The sequence below is a fragment of the Mycolicibacterium wolinskyi str. Jessa 2025 genome (assembly GCF_049241375.1).
Lineage (GTDB): Bacteria > Actinomycetota > Actinomycetes > Mycobacteriales > Mycobacteriaceae > Mycobacterium > Mycobacterium wolinskyi.
This window is the reverse complement of record NZ_CP185960.1, coordinates 3634630-3651636: the sequence shown is the minus strand read 5'-3', so window position 1 is coordinate 3651636 and position 17007 is coordinate 3634630. Positions and strand designations below refer to the sequence as shown.

At 65.6% G+C, this 17007-nt stretch carries 17 protein-coding genes; 8 read left to right on the top strand and 9 right to left on the bottom strand.

Annotated features, from left to right (window positions below; all coding sequences use genetic code 11):
* Window positions 1-93 precede the first annotated feature (93 nt).
* The 3 genes from ACOI2T_RS18070 to ACOI2T_RS18060 form a co-directional block, all read right to left on the bottom strand.
* On the bottom strand, window positions 94-1773 hold the full coding sequence (locus ACOI2T_RS18070) for an alpha-amylase family protein (protein ID WP_409506052.1): 1680 nt from the start codon (window positions 1771-1773) through the stop codon (window positions 94-96).
* Entirely contained in the window at window positions 1770-2753 is a 984-nt protein-coding gene (locus tag ACOI2T_RS18065) for a TIGR03885 family FMN-dependent LLM class oxidoreductase (RefSeq protein ID WP_409506051.1), read from the bottom strand. Before ACOI2T_RS18065 ends, ACOI2T_RS18070 begins: the two co-directional genes overlap by 4 nt.
* A gap of 89 nt (window positions 2754-2842) precedes the next feature.
* A complete protein-coding gene (locus tag ACOI2T_RS18060) occupies window positions 2843-3727 on the bottom strand; it encodes a DMT family transporter (protein WP_409506050.1) in 885 nt (294 codons plus the stop codon).
* Between the two features lie 93 nt (window positions 3728-3820).
* Between ACOI2T_RS18060 and ACOI2T_RS18055 the strand changes: the two genes are divergently transcribed.
* The 3 genes from ACOI2T_RS18055 to ACOI2T_RS18045 are packed head-to-tail and all read left to right on the top strand — an operon-like array spanning window position 3821 to window position 7647.
* Window positions 3821-5191: an aldehyde dehydrogenase family protein gene (locus tag ACOI2T_RS18055; RefSeq protein WP_409506049.1), complete on the top strand. Its 1371-nt coding sequence runs from the start codon at window positions 3821-3823 to the stop codon at window positions 5189-5191.
* A 51-nt stretch (window positions 5192-5242) separates the two neighbouring features.
* Window positions 5243-6649 carry a cytochrome ubiquinol oxidase subunit I gene (locus ACOI2T_RS18050; RefSeq protein WP_409506048.1) on the top strand — a complete coding sequence of 469 codons (1407 nt, stop codon included), beginning with the start codon at window positions 5243-5245 and terminating at the stop codon, window positions 6647-6649.
* On the top strand, window positions 6646-7647 hold the full coding sequence (locus ACOI2T_RS18045) for a cytochrome d ubiquinol oxidase subunit II (protein WP_409506047.1): 1002 nt from the start codon (window positions 6646-6648) through the stop codon (window positions 7645-7647). The genes ACOI2T_RS18050 and ACOI2T_RS18045 overlap by 4 nt, the downstream gene beginning before the upstream one ends.
* Window positions 7648-7672: 25 nt before the next feature.
* Here ACOI2T_RS18045 and ACOI2T_RS18040 read toward each other — a convergent pair whose 3' ends face one another.
* Window positions 7673-8605: an NAD(P)/FAD-dependent oxidoreductase gene (locus ACOI2T_RS18040; RefSeq protein ID WP_409506046.1), complete on the bottom strand. Its 933-nt coding sequence runs from the start codon at window positions 8603-8605 to the stop codon at window positions 7673-7675.
* A gap of 130 nt (window positions 8606-8735) precedes the next feature.
* Here ACOI2T_RS18040 and ACOI2T_RS18035 point away from each other — a divergent pair, with 130 nt between their 5' ends.
* Both ACOI2T_RS18035 and ACOI2T_RS18030 read left to right on the top strand, forming a co-directional pair.
* Window positions 8736-9125 (top strand): TA system antitoxin ParD family protein, encoded by a 390-nt coding sequence (locus tag ACOI2T_RS18035; protein ID WP_409506045.1) that lies wholly within the window; start codon window positions 8736-8738, stop codon window positions 9123-9125.
* The gene (locus ACOI2T_RS18030) at window positions 9122-9700 is read left to right on the top strand and encodes an ATPase (protein ID WP_409506044.1); all 579 of its coding nucleotides are present in this window, start codon (window positions 9122-9124) and stop codon (window positions 9698-9700) included. Before ACOI2T_RS18035 ends, ACOI2T_RS18030 begins: the two co-directional genes overlap by 4 nt.
* 18 nt (window positions 9701-9718) lie before the next feature.
* On the opposite strand, the gene ACOI2T_RS18025 is transcribed toward ACOI2T_RS18030, so the two are convergent.
* From ACOI2T_RS18025 to ACOI2T_RS18015, 3 genes are all read right to left on the bottom strand, one after another.
* Window positions 9719-10762, bottom strand: coding sequence for a Gfo/Idh/MocA family protein (locus tag ACOI2T_RS18025; RefSeq protein ID WP_409506043.1), 1044 nt, complete (start codon window positions 10760-10762; stop codon window positions 9719-9721).
* A 20-nt stretch (window positions 10763-10782) separates the two neighbouring features.
* Window positions 10783-11508, bottom strand: coding sequence for a bestrophin-like domain (locus ACOI2T_RS18020; protein ID WP_409506042.1), 726 nt, complete (start codon window positions 11506-11508; stop codon window positions 10783-10785).
* A 135-nt stretch (window positions 11509-11643) separates the two neighbouring features.
* The gene (locus ACOI2T_RS18015) at window positions 11644-12792 is read right to left on the bottom strand and encodes an FAD-dependent oxidoreductase (RefSeq protein ID WP_409506041.1); all 1149 of its coding nucleotides are present in this window, start codon (window positions 12790-12792) and stop codon (window positions 11644-11646) included.
* Window positions 12793-12873: 81 nt separating this feature from the next.
* On the opposite strand from ACOI2T_RS18015, the gene ACOI2T_RS18010 reads away from it, so the two are divergent.
* Window positions 12874-13578, top strand: a complete 705-nt coding sequence (locus ACOI2T_RS18010) for a TetR/AcrR family transcriptional regulator (protein WP_409506040.1) — start codon at window positions 12874-12876, stop codon at window positions 13576-13578.
* Window positions 13579-13650: 72 nt separating this feature from the next.
* Here ACOI2T_RS18010 and ACOI2T_RS18005 read toward each other — a convergent pair whose 3' ends face one another.
* Complete coding sequence (locus ACOI2T_RS18005; RefSeq protein WP_409506039.1) at window positions 13651-14373, bottom strand: cutinase family protein; 723 nt, start codon at window positions 14371-14373, stop codon at window positions 13651-13653.
* Window positions 14374-14594: 221 nt separating this feature from the next.
* Between ACOI2T_RS18005 and ACOI2T_RS18000 the strand changes: the two genes are divergently transcribed.
* On the top strand, window positions 14595-15569 hold the full coding sequence (locus tag ACOI2T_RS18000) for a phosphotransferase (protein WP_409506038.1): 975 nt from the start codon (window positions 14595-14597) through the stop codon (window positions 15567-15569).
* 23 nt (window positions 15570-15592) lie between these two features.
* Here ACOI2T_RS18000 and ACOI2T_RS17995 read toward each other — a convergent pair whose 3' ends face one another.
* Window positions 15593-15805: a hypothetical protein gene (locus ACOI2T_RS17995; RefSeq protein ID WP_234816743.1), complete on the bottom strand. Its 213-nt coding sequence runs from the start codon at window positions 15803-15805 to the stop codon at window positions 15593-15595.
* 565 nt (window positions 15806-16370) lie between these two features.
* Here ACOI2T_RS17995 and ACOI2T_RS17990 point away from each other — a divergent pair.
* Complete coding sequence (locus tag ACOI2T_RS17990; protein WP_421877343.1) at window positions 16371-16973, top strand: TnsA-like heteromeric transposase endonuclease subunit; 603 nt, start codon at window positions 16371-16373, stop codon at window positions 16971-16973.
* The last annotated feature ends 34 nt before the right edge of the window (window positions 16974-17007 follow it).

Genomic DNA, 17007 nt, shown 5'->3' with positions numbered 1-17007 from the left:
AGATCGTAAAAGCCTCGAAAGACCCGTGTCCAAGTCGATTTGGGCATCCGCCAATACCGATCGAGTATGGGTCGATGCCGAGAGCGGCTCGGTTCAGATGATCGGCGGCTCCTCGGGCCTGCGCAGCCGCAGCCACCGATAGCCGTAGGGTTGCAGCCCCAGCTTGACTCGGCAGCCGGCATCGAGTTCGTGCTCCGAGAGGCCGTCGAGGAGGTCGACGAGAATCGAACCCGGCGGTACATCATCAAGTTGGACGGGCACCAGGCAACCGTCTCCGCCGAAGTTGTGTAGCGCCACCATCATCCAGCCGGACTCCTCGCGGCACACGTGGGCCAGCACCGCGGGGTTCGGTTGCTCGAGAATCTCCAGCGTCGACCAGCCGATCTCCGGCTGCTGACGGTAGGTGTAGATGAGATTTCGCATGAACCACCAGAACGATTCGTGATCGTGGCGCTGGTCTGCGGCATTGATGCGCTGCGGTCCGTAGAGGCCATCGGGCAGCCGACGGCAGAGGCGGCGTTTGTCCGCCTTCGAGAAGCCGCCGTTCACATCCCCGGTCCATTGCATCGGTGGGCGGACGGCGAATCGTCCTGGCACATCCAAGTTCTCGGCCATGCCGATCTCTTCGCCGTAGAACAGGACGGGTGTGCCCGGCAACGAGAACGCCAGCGAGTACGCCATCTTCATGCGCCGGGTGTCGCCACCGAGCATGGGCGGCAGTCGGCGACGGAGTCCGCGACCGTACAGCTGCATGTCCTCGTCCGGGCCGAACGCGTCGAAAACCTCCTTGCGCTCGTCCTCGCTCAGCTTGTCGAGCGTGAGTTCGTCATGGTTGCGCACGAAATTGGCCCACTGGCTCGTGATGTCGAGATGCGGCCGCTGCTGCAGCGTCTTGGCGAGCGGGCCTGCCTCGCCGCGCGCGAGCGAGAGGTAGAAGTTCTGCATCCCGATGAAATCGAACTGCATGTTGAGCCCGTCGCCGTCGGGCCCGCCGAAGAACGTCTGCTGGTCTTTGTAGGGCACATTGACCTCGCCGAGCAGAACGGCGTCGCCGAGCCGCCGGGTCACGAAGTTGCGCACGTCGCCGAGGTATTGGTTGGGATCGAACACTCCCGGGCCGCCCGGGAGAGTGTCCTTGGCGAACAGGAAGGGCACCGCGTCGACCCGGAAACCCGACACGCCGAGCTCCAGCCAGAAGCCGAGCGTGCGTGAGATCTCTTCCTGCACTTTCGGATTCTCGACATTGAGGTCCGGTTGGTGCTTGTAGAAATGGTGCAGGTACCACTCGTCGGTCTTCGGATCGAGTTCCCAGAGGCTGTCCTCCTGGTCGGGAAAGACGACGTCCTTCGAACTCGACTTGGGCTCGGTCGCGCTCCACACGAAGTAATCCCGATACGGGTCATCCTTGCTGCGGCGAGCGGACTTGAACCACGGGTGATGATCCGACGTGTGGTTCATGACGAAGTCGATGATCACGCGAATCCCGCTCGCCTTGGCCGTGCGCACCAACTCGACGAAGTCTCCGAGGGTTCCGAGCCGCGGGTCCACGCCGAAGAAATCGGTGATGTCGTAGCCGTCGTCTTTGCGGGCGGTCGGATAGAACGGCATGAGCCACAGGCACGTCACGCCGAGGTCGAACAGGTACTCGATGCGTTCGGTCATGCCCCGGATGTCGCCGGTGCCGTCGCCGTTCCAGTCGTAGAAGGTCTCGATGTCCGCGCAGTAGAAGACGGCGTTTTTCCACCACAGGTCACCGGTGTCGGCGCGTCTCATGCGCTCACCTCCTGCGGCGCGGTGGGGGAGAATTCCGGCAGGACGTTTTCGCCGAATGCGTCGATGAAGCCGCGCTGCTGTTGTCCGACGAAATGCAGATAGAGCTCGTCCCAGCCTTGTTCGATGTACTCGTGCAGCCATTGCCGGTGTCGGGCCAGGTCGCCGGACACGTTGACCGACTTCTTCACTTGGTCGGGGGTGACGTATTGACTGACGGCGTCGAACGCGTCGACCGATTCGAGGTCCCAGCAGATCGGCGGACTGAACACATTGCTGCGCCACTGGTCGTGTGCGATCGCGAGGGCTTGGTCATCGGTGGGCGCCCAGCTGAGGTGGATCTGCAGGCGGGCCGGGCCACGGCCACCGGCCTCGCGGTACGCGTCGAGCACCTTCCGCAGCGTGTCCTTCGACTGGTTGACGGTGACCAGGCCGTCGGCCCACGCGGCGTGACGTGCTGCGGTCTCCGGCGTGACGGCGGGTCCGACGAGGTCGGGGACCTTATCGGGCAGGGTCCACAGCCGGGCCCGGTTGACGTGCACATGACCGTCGTGGCTGACCTCCTCACCGCTGAGCAGGCGCCGGATGACGTCGACACATTCGACGAGGCGCTGATCGCGTACGTCCTTACGCGGCCACGCGTCGCCCGTCACCCGCTCGTTGGACGCCTCGCCCGACCCGAGTGCCGCCCAGAACCGCCCGGGGAACATCTGTGCCAGCGTGGCGATGGCCTGGGCGACGATCGCGGGGTGGTAGCGCTGTCCAGGAGCGTTGACGACGCCGAAGGGCAGGTGGGTGGTGGCCAGCGCGGCGCCGAGGAAAGACCAGGCGAACCCCGACTCGCCCTGACGCTCGCTCCATGGGCTGAAGTGGTCGGACGACATCGCGGCGGTGAAGCCGGCCTGCTCGGCGTGCTGCACGTCGAGTAACAGTTGCGCGGGGCTGATCTGTTCATGCGAACAGTGAAAGCCGATGACGGTCATGGGCACGGGGTACCCGTTATTGACCCGTGCGTCGCACCGGCCGGGGCGTCAGGGGAATGGAATCGGGGGAATCGCCGATGGCAGCTGCATCACGCGACCGACCTGACTGCCGGCCGCCTTGTCGTGATGAGGTATGCGCTGCCGAGAATCAGGAGACTCCCGACCATTTGCCACATCGACGGCACCTGCCCGAGGAAGGCCGCCCCGAGCACCAGAGCGCCGATCGGCGTCAACAACAGCAAGGCCGAACTCACCTCGGCACGCAGTAGCGGACTGCCCAGCGCCACAAGCAACCAGCCCAGCACCTGGCCCGTAAACGCGGTCAGCACAAGCCATCCCATCGCTCCCCAGCCCGGCATGAGTGTGACACCGCCCCAGAGTGCGCCGCCGGCCAGCGCAGCGATCGTTGCGGACGCCATGATCGTCAGGTACGACTGGACCGGCGGTCGGTCCGGACCTCCGCGGCGAAGCAGAAACAGGAAAACCGAGTAGCACACGGCGGCCAGCGCCGCGTGCACCGTACCGGCGACAGGCGCCGTCCCGGTCACGCCGGTCTCGAGGATTCCCCCGGTGAGAACCGTTCCGACAACGACGACGGGCAACAGTCCGACGAAGTGACGGCTCAGCGACTCGCGGTCGATGAGCCGGGCGAGCAGTGGCACGATGACAACCTGGGTGTTGACCAGTACCGCGGTAATCCCAACGCCCACCTCGTAAATCGCCTGCGTCCACAGGAGTGCGTCCGCCGCGAACAGAACGCCCGCAGCCGCCGCCCACCCTTGCTGCCGTGTTGTCGGCACGCCGCGGCGACGCCACTCGACGACAGCCAGCGGAGCCAAGAGGGGTAGAGCGAAAACGCACCGGAAGAACGAAGCCGTGCCAGGGGAGGTCGCGGACAGCGCCACGAACAGGCCGGACGCCGAGACTCCGAGGGCACCCAACGCGGTGGTCAGCGCGGGCCGATCCGTGACCATCGCCCGATCGTAGGAATCGCGTCGCGGCGCACGCATCTCAATTATCACGAGCACCGCAGGGTATATGTACGCGTGGTCGGGGTACACGAAGTTGTGCCTCAGACACTTGAACTGACGATTCATGACCCGCGAACCGGTGACCTCGTCGCGCAGTTGCCGGTCGCCGGCCCTTCCGAATGCGCGGCAGCGGTCGCACGAGCCACCGCCGCGTCGAGCAGTTGGGCGCGAACACCGGCCGCCGAACGCGCGGCCGCCCTCACCGTGGCGGCGGCATCGGTGAAAGCTGCGGCAGACGAACTCGCCGAACTCAACGAACGCGAGACCGGAAAGCTGCGCCAAGACGCTCTGGGTGGTGTCGAAGCGGGCGCGGGATCGCTTGTCCAGTACGCCGAACTCGGGCCGCTGCACCGCGGTAGGACCCTGCACGGCGGTTGGTCTGCCACCGATTTCATGGTGCCCGAGCCGCGCGGCGTGGTCGCGGTGCTGACGCCGTGGAACGACCCGGTGGCAGTGGCGGCGGGATTACTCGGCGCGGCACTGGTGACCGGAAACACCGTGGTACACAAGCCAAGTGAGCGGTGCCCCAAGACGGGCCGCCGGTTCGCCGAGTTGCTCGCCGAACATCTTCCTGACGGTGTGCTGGAGATCGTCGACGGTGACGGCAGCGTCGGCGCCCGGCTCGCCGATGCCGACGAGATCGACGTCGTGGCCCATGTGGGCAGCAGCGCGACCGGCCGTGCCATCGCGGAAGCCTGCGCGCGGCGGGGCGCCAAAGCACTGTTGGAGAACGGCGGCAACGATGCGCTCATCGTCGATTCGGGGGTGGACCCGGCGTGGGCTGCCCAGCAGGCTGCGCTGGGCGCGTTCGCCAACGCGGGTCAGATCTGTGTGTCCGTAGAGCGCATATTCGTGGTGGCCGATATGGCAGATGCGTTCACCGATGCTCTGGTCGGCGAAGCGCGCGAGTGGTCGGGCCGCATCGGACCGCTCGTCGATGAACGCCAGCGCGAGATCGTCTGTCGGCATGTCGACGACGCGGTCACCCGCGGGGCGCGAGTGCTGGCTGGGGGAGAGCCAAGTAGTGGCCCCGGCACGTTCTACCCGCCCACGGTGTTGGCCGACTGCAGCACGGACATGCTGGTGTTTCAGGAAGAGACGTTCGGCCCGATCGCACCCGTTCGCACAGTGCCGGACTTCGATACCGCCCTCGCGGAGGCAGCGGATGACCGTTACGGGCTGTCGGCTGCCGTGCTGACGCCGGACATGGCCCATGCCCAGGAGGCGTGGCGGAGCCTTCCGGTGGGAACCGTGAAGATCAATGACGTGTTCGGGGGCGCTCCCGGCGGCGCGTCTCAACCGCGCCGAGCGAGCGGCAGCGGATTTGGCTTCGGCCCGGAATTGCTCGATGAGATGACCGCGGTGAAGGTCGTGCACTGGTCGCCACCTCCGGAGGCGTCCCGATGATTTCGATGAACTGGAAACCGCCCCGGGTGGGAGCGTCCTAGCGTGCCGACCGTGACCGACGCGGTCCTGGTCCTCGCGTCGAACGAACCCCCCGGCTTGTTGCCCGCCCGCCAACAGATGGCGGTGTCACTCGGATTCCACATCATCCTGGCGTGTTTCGGGGTGGCCTTCCCGGCGATGATCTACGTGATCCACCGCCGCGGCATCGTCCGCAATGACTCGGTGGCATTGGGCCTTGCGAGGCGGTGGGCCAAGGTGTCGGCGGTGTTGTTCGCGATCGGCGCCGTCTCCGGCACAGTGCTGAGTTTCGAGATGGGATTGCTGTGGCCAGGCCTGATGAGCCGGTTCGGCGATGTGCTCGGCCTGCCGTTCGCGTTCGAGGGGCTGTCCTTCTTCATCGAGGCGATATTCCTGGGTATTTACCTCTACGGCTGGGACCGTCTGCCACCTCGACGGCACCTGGCGATGCTCATCCCGATGGCGATCTCGGGCGTTGTCGGCACCTTCTGCGTCGTGTCGGTAAACGCATGGATGAACCACCCGGCAGGGTTCGACATCCAGGACGGTCGGGTCACCAACATCGACCCGTGGGCGGCCATGTTCAACGAGGGCGTGTGGCTGCAGTTCCTGCACATGTGGGTTGCGGCGTTCATGGTGGTAGGGCTGACGGTTTCCGGCGTCTACGCCGCCGGTCTGCTACGCGGCCGCGACGACGCGCATCACCGTCTCGGATTCCGGGTGCCCTTCGTGTTCGCGAGCGTCGCGGCCCTTGCGCAGCCACTCATCGGTCACGTCCTCGGGATGCGCATTCACGACACCCAACCGGCGAAGCTTGCGGCGTTCGAACTTGCGCCGAAGACCGAGGGTCCGGCGCCGCTCCGCTTAGGTGGTCTCCTGATCGACGGCGAGGTGCGGTGGGCGTTCTCCATACCCCGCCTGGGTTCGATCATCGCTCGCAATTCGTGGGATGCGCCGGTGCCTGGGTTGGACACGGTGCCCGCGACCGACCGGCCGCCGGCCAACATCACCCACCTTGCCTTTCAATCGATGGTCATGATCGGCACGCTGCTGGCTGCGGCGGTGGTGTTGTTCTGGGTGGCGCGCTGGCGCGGTTGGGATTTGCTCAAGGCCCGATGGTTCTTGTGGTTCGCCGTCGTTGCCGGCCCACTCGCCATCGTCGCGGTCGAATGTGGTTGGACCGCAACCGAAGTAGGTCGTCAGCCCTGGACCGTATGGCAGATTCTCCGCACCAGCGATGCCGCCAGCATGAGTAGCGGATTGTGGTGGAGCTATGTGGGCGTGCTTGTCTTCTACCTCGGGATGGCGGTGGGCGCGTATGTGGTCTTGAGATCTATGGCGCGGCGCTGGCGTAGCGGCGAGGAGAACCTGCCCAGCCCGTACGGTCCCGCCGCAGTTGTCAGCAAGCGGCAGTCGGATGGGCGGGATTCGGGGCCATGACACTCGCGGACCTCGTCGCCGTTGCGATGTTCGTCGGTGTGATCGCCTACGGACTGTTCGGTGGAGCCGATTTCGGCTCAGGTTTCTACGATCTCACCGCTGGGCGCGGGGAAATGGCCGGTGAGTTGCGCGAACTGGTCGATCACAGCATCGGACCGGTGTGGGAAGCCAACCACGTGTGGTTGATCTATATCTTGGTGATCTGGTGGACCGGATTTCCCCGGTCCTTCGCGGCTGCCACGACCACGCTCTTCATTCCGTTGATCTTGGCACTTGCCGGAATCGTCTTGCGGGGAGCCAGTTTTGTGTTCCGCAAGTACGCGGCCACCTACCGGCAGGCCAGGCTGTTCGGCGCAATATTCGCGGGATCGTCGTTGATCACCCCGTTCTTCTTCGGCACGGTCGTCGGGGCGCTCGCCTCTGGACGCGTACCCGCCGGGGGATACGGCGACCGCATTGGCTCATGGGTTAATCCGACGTCGTTCGTCGGTGGAGCCCTTGCGATGGCAACCTGTGTGTTCTTGGCCGGTGTGTTCCTGACCGCCGACGCCCAACGGTCCGGAGCCGACGCACTCGCCGAGCGGCTGCGCATCCGCACGATTGCCGTCGGAATCGTCGCCGGTGCCATCGTCTTCGCGGGGCTGTATCCGGTTACGCACGATGCCCCTATCCTGAGCTCGGGCCTGCGCGGCGCCGCCGCGCCGTTGTTGGTGATTGCCGCGGTCGCGGGCCTCGCGACGCTCGCGTTGCTGTACCTGAGACGGTTCTCGATAGCGCGGATCCCGGCCGCGGGTGCGGTGGCCGCGGTCATCGCGGGCTGGGGTGTGGCGCAGTACCCGTGGATGTTGGTCGGCCAGATGACCATCGCTCAAGCCGCGGGCGCACACCCGACCATGGTCGGGCTCCTCGTAGTGGTCGGTGTCGCGTGCGTACTCGTTCTTCCGGCGTTGGGTTACCTCTTGTGGCTCACACAAACGGAGGTGTGGTCGCGCCACTGATCAGCGCGGGCCGCGACGGCAACGCTCACGCAGGCGGGTAGGGCAGCGAGAACTCGTCGGCCAGCAGACTCTGCACGATGATCATGGCGGCCTCCGCCCCTGCCGCGATGGCGCCGGCAAGGTATGGCTGCTCGGTGCATGGATCACCGGCGGCGAAGACGGTGTGCACGGTGGTGCGGTGCAGTGCATCCACATCGAGCGAGTCGGGCGCCGTCGGGCCCGCACTGCACGCCGCACCGAGTTGCGTGGCAAGGCCGGAACGCTGGCGCAGCGGCGCCTCGACGAGCAGTCCATCGCGTTCCAGGCGGCTGCCGTCGGCGAACGCGATCGCGGTCAATTCGCCGTCCTGGCCGATGAGTTCGACGATCCGGCGCTCGTCGATATCCACCTTGGCCGCTGCCAGCCGTCGCCTCTCGCCATCGGGTAGATCCGGTGCTCCGTCGGTGAGGAGCACGACGTCGTCGCTCCATCCGCGCAGCATCAACACTGCGTGGACGGCGTCGTCACCGGCGGCGAGCGCGGCAAGTCGTTTGTCGCGCATCTCCCAGCCGTGGCAGAACGGGCATTGGAACACCGATTTGCCCCAAAGCTCGTCGAGTCCGGGCAACTCGGGCGGGCAGTACCGCATGCCGGTGGCCAGCAGTACCCGTCGGGCGGCTATCGTCTCGCCGCTGTCCAGCTCGAGCACATGCCGGTCGTCGACGGTCTTGCCACTGATGACCTCGCCTGCGACGTACTGCACGCTCGGATATTCGGCCAGCTCCCGACGGCCGGTCGCATACAGCTCGGCGGGTGGTCGGCGGTCGTGGCCCAGCAGCCCGCCGATCGCGCGTGCCGACTGGTTGCTCGGTTCTCCGGCGTCGACCACGAGGGTTCGACGACGCGCGCGGCCGAGCACCAACGCCGCGCTCAACCCTGCCGCGCCGCCACCCACGACGGCGCACTCCCACTCGTCCATGCCCGCATACGTTGCCTCGAACAGGCAGATCAAAACGCGTGTGTCGTGAGCTCCTGGTCAATTCAGCTGCGAGCTCGCCGTCGTAGCAGAATGCTACACTCGTTTCATACTGCTACAGCGGGAGGCTGTCATGACCGAAGCCCCAGACCGGGTGACACGATTCGCCGCGGATTTGATGGACAGCGCGGCGGCCGAAGGTGCTCGTCAGAGCCGGTCGGCCAAACAGCAACTCGACCACTGGGCTCGCGTCGGGCGGGCCGTATCGAGCCAGCAGAGCGCCGCGCGTCGTCGGGTTGAGGCAGCCCTGGCCGGGGAGATGCCGCTGCGTTCGCTGACGGTAGAGGAAGGGGTCGTGTTCAACGCCGAGATCTCCGCGGCCATCGAAGAGAGCTTGGGCCGGGCCGACTACGGCAAGACCCTCGCCGCCCGTGGAATCACGACGGTCGCCATCGGCGATGACGGCGAGATCGTGCAGTACCGTCCCGACGGCACCACGACACCGCTGACGCACCAGGGGTGAAGCGCCTCGACCTCGTCGTCGGATCCAACGGCGCGGGCAAGTCGACCTTCATCGAACTGACCCTCGCTCCGCTGTTGCCGGGCAGTCCCGTCGTCAACGCTGACGAGATCGCCAAGCGCCGCTGGCCGGATTCGGCGGCGACACATGCGTACGAGGCCGCCGCGGTCGCCGCCGAAACGAGAGCCAAACTCATCGAGCGGGGCGAATCCTTCATCGCTGAAACCGTTTTCTCGCACCCTTCCAAGTTGGACCTCATCGGTGACGCACACGCAGCCGGATACATCGTCGTCCTGCATGCCGTCTTGATCCCTGAGGATCTCGCCGTGCTACGCGTGCGACACCGGGTCGAAGCCGGCGGCCATGACGTGCCTGAGCACAAGATTCGCGAACGCTATCAACGGCTTTGGGATCTCGTCGCGACCGCGGCAGCGCGGGCGGATTCCGCGACGTTCTATGACAACAGCACGCTGAAAGGTCCCCGCATCGTGGCACAGATCGCGGGCGGATTCATCGTCGGTTCGCCGGCCTGGCCGACATGGACACCGGCGCCACTAGTCGCGCAGTGGCCCTGCTGAGCGGTGGATGGTGCGTCGTCATGTCGGCACCTCCACCCAGGTAGCGGATTGAGACGAGGTGATCACCGCGTCCACCAGTGCGGCCGCGCGCAGGCCGTCGGCAAACGTGGGCAACCCGTCAGGAGCCGACCCGCCGATCGCGGCGTAGGTGTCCGCGACAAAGGCGTTGAAGCAGTCCTGGTAACCCTGCGGGTGGCCGGGCGGAAGCAACGAGTAGCGTGTCGTCGCCGCAGACGACGCAGGCGACCCGCGATGCAGCGTGAGGTTGCCGTCCATGCCGCCGACGAACAGGTTCTCTGGATTCTCCTGGTCGAAACCGTATGCGGCGTCGGCACCGTCGAGCGAGATCCTCAGTGCGTTTCGCCGGCCGATGGCCGTCTGGCTGGCCAGCATCGACCCCGCGGCGCCCGCGTCGGTATCGAACAGCACCGTTGTCACCGTGCCGCTGGCGGTCGTGCGTGCCAGCAGTCGGGTGATTCGGTGCCCGGTGGTGAATTCGACGAGATCGCACCAGTGCACCCCGATGTCGGCGAATGCCCGGTAGGCGCCCCCTTCGGTGTCCTCACCGCGCCACCCGGCGGACGCGCCGCCGGCTTGCCAGTCCTGCAGATAGGCCCCGTGCAGCAGATGCAGGGGACCGGGCTCGCCGGCGGCGACGCGAGCCCGGGCCTCGCGAATCGCTGGGTAGAACCGGTACACGAAGGGGACCGTGGCCACCTTTCCCTTCGCCTGGGCGGCCAACGAACGCGCATCGGAAAGTGTTGTTGCCAGCGGTTTTTCGCAGACCACCGGCTTGCCGGCGGCAATCGCACGCCGGGCCAACGGCACGTGCAGCGAATTCGGTGTGCAGATGTGCACGACCTCGACATCGTCCGAATCGATCAGTTCCTCGGCCGTGGCGGCTGCACCGAGGGCGCCCAGTCGATGAGCGGCCTCGGCCGAGCGCTCCGCCGTGGAGGCCGCAACCCTCGTCACCAGCCCGCCGGCGGCCCGTACGGCATTGGCGTGCACCGCGCCGATGAAGCCGGCACCGATAACCCCGGCGCGCAGTTGCTCAGTCACTGTTTCCCTCCAGGCCGTCACTAGGTTCCCTGGTCGACCAGGTCGAACACCACGAAAGCCTCGGAAAAGGGTTGGGGCGTAACGCCCATCGGGCCGAACGGGTGGTCGAGTACGAATATGAGGTACAGCAGCAAGGCGAGCAGCATGGTGACGGCGCTGACGAGGATGATGTGAGCACGGTTGTCAGCCAACCGCATGAAGCTCGTGAGCGCGATCAGCACGAGCCCGCCGAAGACCAAGGCGCACCACAACAATGGTGGAATCCGTGGCTTCGCATCCAAGATTCGTGCGCTGCGAATCGTTGACAGCTCCGTCAGCTGGCTGAGGAACGGCTGGTTGATCGCACTGGTCGCTTCACTGGGCTTGCCACTGCCGACGATGCGGTACATCGCCGTGAGCGCCGCCCGGCCGTCGTTGCTGATATTGCCGAACTCATTCTTGCCCCACTCGGGTCCTTGCATCGCGGTCGCGTACTTGCGGATCTGTGCGCGAACCTCGGATTGTTCGGGCTGCGGCATGGCGACGGTCTGGCGGTACATCGTCTTCAATATTGACGCTTCTGTCGCGACATTTGTCTCGGCCGAGAGATACTGCTGCCAGCCGACGACGACGGTAAACCCAAGAACCGCACCGTAAATGAGGCCGACGACGGTGAGGAACGGCGACAGGATCGAGTTGTGTTCCGGTCGCGCGTCACGGGCAATGATGCGGCTGGCGATGAGCACACTGCCGACCGCGATGATCACTCCGCCGACGATCACGACCGCCAGCAGCAGCCACGCGCCGATCAGCCCAAAGTCGCCCATGGTGCGTAAGAATGCCAGCGAATGCGGCGGCGCGGCGGCGCATTGCGTGTTCCCACGTGATGACTTTCGACGGTCTTACTTCGGCCGCCGGCTGTCTTGCGCCAAACCCTGTTCGTCGGCAAAGAAGTCGACGAGCCCGTATGGCGCACGCGCACCGAGGCACAGATCCAGGGTCTCGCGGGCGTCGACGGCCGACGCTGCACTGCGGGGGAACATCTCCTGCTCGTACACCGCGAACGCCGTATCCGCGTCGTCGGGATGGGTGGCGATCGCGAGCGCCAGACGCGCGCCGTCGAGCATGGCCAGGTTTGCTCCCTCGCCGCCCGGAGGGCTCAGGTGTGCCGCGTCTCCGATCAACGTCACGCCAGGCACGTGATCCCAGCGGTGACCGTCTGGGAGCGCGTACAGCGGCCGTGCCACCGGACCTTCATCAGCCTCGATCAGCAGTGCGGTGAGTTCGGGTGCCCACCCAGCGTATTCACGGGCCACACTTGCGATGGCCGCAGACGGATCGGTGAAGTCGATACCGGCGGCCCACTCGAGTGGTCGGTTCAGTTCCAGGTAGCCGTGCAGCACGCCGCGTGGTTCGCGGTGCGCGGTGATTCCGATGCCCGGGGCGAGCGCATACATCGCTCCGGCTCCGACTGCCTTGGCTGCCAGGGGATGTCGCACGTCTGCGTCGTGCAGGTAGGTCTCGACGAACGTCGTGCCGATATAGCTCGGCACGGCACCGGAGACCAGTCGGCGGACTCGTGACCAAGCGCCGTCAGCGCCGACCAGCAGATCGGTGGCGACGGTGTGCCCGTCCGCGAACGTCAGCTCGTGGCGACCTCCGCCGAGCGCACGCGCACCGGCGAGCTTGCGCCCCCACGACACGGTGCCATCGGGCAGCGATGCCAGCAGGAGCCGGCGTAGGTCGCCGCGAAGCACCTCGGGTCGATGACCCGCGCCGTCGTCGGGCTGTTCGAACAGTACGGTGCCGTGCCGGTCAAGGATGCGGGCGGCCTCTGCGCCTTCGTGGATGATGGCGCGGAACTCGGCCGTGAGTTCGGCGGCGTCGAGTGCCACCTGCCCCGTCTCGGCGTGGATGTCCAATTGGCCGCCTTGGGTGCGGCTGCCAATCGATGGTTCGGCCTCGTAGACGGTGCACGCGATGCCGTGGACCGTCAGCACCCGGGCGAGCATCAGCCCGCCGATACCCGCTCCCACGATCGTCACCGTCATCGTTTCCACCTCTCGCCGTCTTTGGAACGATGTTCCAAACTCCATATTGGAACTGCGTTCCAGAGATGTCAAAATGACGAGGTGGCACACCGAGTCCGCGACTCCTCCCGACGAACCGATGCGCTGTCGCATGAGCGCATCATCGACGCGGCGGTGTCGCTGCTCGACGCCGACGGCGAGGATGGCTTGACCTTTCGGCGGCTCGCCGATGTGTTGCGGACCGGGCCGGGCGCGATCTACCACCACGTGGTCAACAAGGACCAGTTGCTCAGTGACGCAACGGATGTCGTCGTGAACATCGGCGACGCCGCGTTCCTCAGCGACAGTGACGGCGACGCCGCCACGCACGCGGCGGCGATCCGGTCGATCGCAGAAGTCGTCTTCGATGCCGTCGACGCCCACCCGTGGGCGGGAGCACAGCTCGCGCGCGGACCGCTGCAGCCGGCCATGCTGCGGATATTCGAGGCCGTAGGCCGGAGGGTCGTCGCGCTCGGCGTGCCGGATTCCGCGGCGTTCACATGCGTGACAGCGGTGACCAACTACATGCTCGGGGCCGCTGAACTGAACGCCGCAAATGCGCGCGTCGTTGCGCCGGGTAAGGACCGCAGCGTCCATCTGTCGGCCGCCGCGACCGCATGGGGGAGTCTCGACCCAGCCGACTACCCGTTCACCCGCGCGGTCGCCGAGCAGATGCGCGAGCACGACGACCGGGAACAGTTCCTCGACGGCATCGATCTGATCCTCACCGGCATCGTCGCGATGGGTGACAAGAAGCGCACCCGCTGATCCGGACGTGAACCTACCGCCGAAGCGACCGCGATAGCCGCCATCGTCGACGAACCCAGCTGAGGGGGACCGTCAGAGGACCGGCGCGGGTGGCGCGAGCCGGCCGACGACAAACGCCGCGGCTTGAGCGGCCATTCCGTTCATGCCGTACTGGCCGTGGGCGAGGCTGGACCCGTTTGGAGCATCGCCACTGCACACGGTGTCGCCGACGGCGCAGAGCACCAACGATTTGCCGGCATACAGAGGACCGACATCGATGGCCGGTACGCCGTACTTGATCTGCGCTTGACCGGAAGGCTTGCCGAACAACACCACGGCATCGACATGGTCGGCGAGGTCGGGCGCTATCGGCACCGGCGCCGCTGTGGGAGGCACGCCTTGCGGTACGAGACCCGATGTGGTCAGCGCCGCGACGGCGGCTCCTTGCGAGTATCCGCCGAGAACCATCCTGGTATTCGGGCACACGGACAGCACGCCTCGTACATGGTTGGCGAGGTCCCGGATGCCGTCGGCGACGTTGAGTTCGAATTCGAGGCCGCTGCCGAAATTACTGCTCGCCGGATAGTTCACGCCGTATACGCCGACGGTGCGTGGAAAGGCCTGCGACCTCAGGTTGTCGACGAAACTTTGTCCGACGTTCCCGACGCCGGGCCACTCGCCGGTGCCTCTGGCGAATGCCACGCCGATGTCCGGGCATGGCTCTGCCGTCGCGGCGGGCGTGCCCGTCCACAAACCCGCCAGCGTTATGACAATCGCTCCCCAGGAGCGCCACCGGGTCAACAGGCCACCGCCCACTCACGCCTCCCCAAGACCACGTCCTCGCACGGCGCCGGCCGACGCGTGCCCCCGAGGCGTAACACTAGGCGCTGTCCATCCAACTTCGGGTGAGAACGTCCTTCAGTTCTCTTTGAATCTTGGGCGAGCAGGTGTTGGCCGATCGGTAGCTGACAACGTGTCCCGTGCGGGTAGCAAAAATCCCTTTCTTGTTCGGGCGTGAATCTCTTAGCATTCGGCCCGTGCTATCCCGCCCGGTATCGATTGATGACGAAGAGATCGCCAATGTGGTTGCTGCGCACTGGTTGCCCCAGATCACCGATATCAGTTATCTGCCATGGGGTTTCGGTGCGTACCACTGGCGGGCGAACGGCGGCGGTACCACGTTGTTTGTGACGTTGGACCACTTGGAACCCCGACACACCGGATCTTCTCTTGAGGCTGCCTACGCCGGGGCCGCTGCGCTGGCCGCCGCTGGTTTGAACATGGTGTGTGCACCGCTGCCGGCAGAGTCTGGACAGTTCACCGTCGGTCTCGAAGCTTGCGCGCTCAGCGTGACGCCGTGGCTGCCGGGCAGCAGCCCGACCGAGGCGCAGGCCCGCGAGCCCCAACATGTCCGCGACGTGGTTCTGGCTTTGGAGGCGCTGCATCGGGCCGTTCCACCTGAGGGGCTGCGGCCATGGACCCCGCGGGTCGGGCTTTCGTTCGCCGACGAGTTGCGAACTCGCACCCGCGAGCCCTGGACGAGCGGCCCGCTCGCAGAGAAGGCACGACTGGCTCTTACCGCGCACATTGAACAGATCCAACGCTGGACGGAGCGCTACCTGGAGTTGGCGGAGACAGCATGCTCCCGGCGCGACACATGGGTGCCGACACATGGCGAGCCGCACAACGAGAACCAGGTCGTGACCGCCGACGGCGTCCGGCTGGTCGATTGGGAGTCATTGGCTCTTGCACCGCGCGAACGGGACTATGCCGACCTACCCGCTGCGGTACACGGCCTTTTGCGGCCCGACCCCGCGATGCTAGAGCTCTTCTCGCTGGACTGGCGACTCTCCGAAATCGCCGAGTACACAAGATGGTTCACCGCTGCGCATATCGGCTCCGAAGACGACCACACCGCTCTGGAAGGGTTGTACGAAGAATTGACCGGGGCCGGGAGTGAACCTAAGCCACTCGCCAAATCTGTACCGCCACAACAGAATACGTCACAGTGACGAATTTCGCCCCGTGGCCGGCTTTACGGAAAGGGGATGGGCGGGATCGCAGAAGGCAGCTGGATCTGAGGAATCGCAGCAGGCATCTCGATCTGGGGTACGTCGGCCGGAAGTTGCGCCCGCGGGATCTCACCAGGCAGTTCCACGTCGGGAACGGCGCTCGGCAACGGCACCGGTGGAATATCGTTCGGATACGGGAACGGTGGCATGTTAGCCGGGACCGGCAGTGTTGTCACGGGATCATCCGATGCGACCGGTCGTCCCGGATCGGCCGAGCAACCCGAGAGCATCGTCCCGGCTATCAGCGGCAGGAGCAGCACAACTCGCCACCGAGTCCGTCTCACCCCAATAGACATCTGGTCAGCCCCTTGCATTCACTGACGACGCTATCACCGACTGAATACTCGACGTCGTCGCGGAGCCTCGTTCCAAAGCCCAGCGGGCCCAAATCACCTGCAGTGCAATCGATTCTGTCGCATGGGCACCAGGCGGGAAAACGTCACAGTGACGTAATGGCAGGATAATTGCCGAGAGCGATGAGGGACGTCAGTGGTCGTCGCCACCGATCGACTGTCAGTTCTCACTTGACCCGAAGAATTCTCACTTGATCTGACACAACGGCGCGCCTTTCTCATGTGATCTGATATAGCCGGTACCGTCCTAGGCATGTCGATGCTGGCCACGGGTGCTGTTGTCGGTGGCTGCTGCGATGCGGTGTTCGAGATGGCCGACGCCAGTGGGGTTTCGCGCCTGCCGGTGGAGCTGGCTCATGGGATCCGGTTCGATGTCGACTGTGAACCGATCCGGTCGTTTCCTTCGTTTCGTGGGCAACGGAACTTTCCCGGGCTGTGGTGGTTCGCGACGACGCGCAGGCACATCGGTTACGAATCATGGGTTGAGCGTGACCAGCTGATGGCATTGGATGCTGATCCTGAAACCGTTGGCGTTGCCTGCCAACCGTTTCGACTGCGATGGCCCGATGGTCGTCATCATGTACCCGACTACTACGCTCGCAGATCCGACGGCACGGTCACGATCGTTGATGTCCGCCCCGATGACCGGATTCTTGAGTCTGATGCGGAGTTGTTCGCTCGCTCGGAGGCTGTGTGCATTGCAGCCGGATGGGAGTACCGGCGCGTCGGCGTATTGGACGCTGTGCTGGCAGCGAACCTGCGGTGGCTTTCGGGGTACCGACATCCGCGCGTGTTGCGCCCTGGTGTTGCGGCAGAGCTTTTGAGTTGTTTCGCCCGCGAGCGGCCGCTTCTGGAGGGCGCGGTGGCGGTGGGCGATCCGCTTGTGGTGCTGCCTGTGCTGTTCCACCTGCTCTGGCATCGACGCTTGGTGGCCGATCTGTCCCGGACGGTGCTCGACGAGCGGACAGCGGTGAGCGCGGCAGTGTTGTGAGCTCCTTACGAGGCGGTGTGATCCGTGAAGGTGA

Bases quoted from the DNA above. Each gene is read 5' to 3' on its own strand.
- ACOI2T_RS18070 (WP_409506052.1), bottom strand. From the start codon at position 1,773: ATGAGACGCGCCGACACCGGTGACCTGTGGTGGAAAAACGCCGTCTTC.
- ACOI2T_RS18065 (WP_409506051.1), bottom strand. From the start codon at position 2,753: ATGACCGTCATCGGCTTTCACTGTTCGCATGAACAGATCAGCCCCGCG.
- ACOI2T_RS18060 (WP_409506050.1), bottom strand. From the start codon at position 3,727: ATGGTCACGGATCGGCCCGCGCTGACCACCGCGTTGGGTGCCCTCGGA.
- ACOI2T_RS18045 (WP_409506047.1), top strand. From the start codon at position 6,646: ATGACACTCGCGGACCTCGTCGCCGTTGCGATGTTCGTCGGTGTGATC.
- ACOI2T_RS18040 (WP_409506046.1), bottom strand. From the start codon at position 8,605: ATGGACGAGTGGGAGTGCGCCGTCGTGGGTGGCGGCGCGGCAGGGTTG.
- ACOI2T_RS18035 (WP_409506045.1), top strand. From the start codon at position 8,736: ATGACCGAAGCCCCAGACCGGGTGACACGATTCGCCGCGGATTTGATG.
- ACOI2T_RS18015 (WP_409506041.1), bottom strand. From the start codon at position 12,792: ATGACGGTGACGATCGTGGGAGCGGGTATCGGCGGGCTGATGCTCGCC.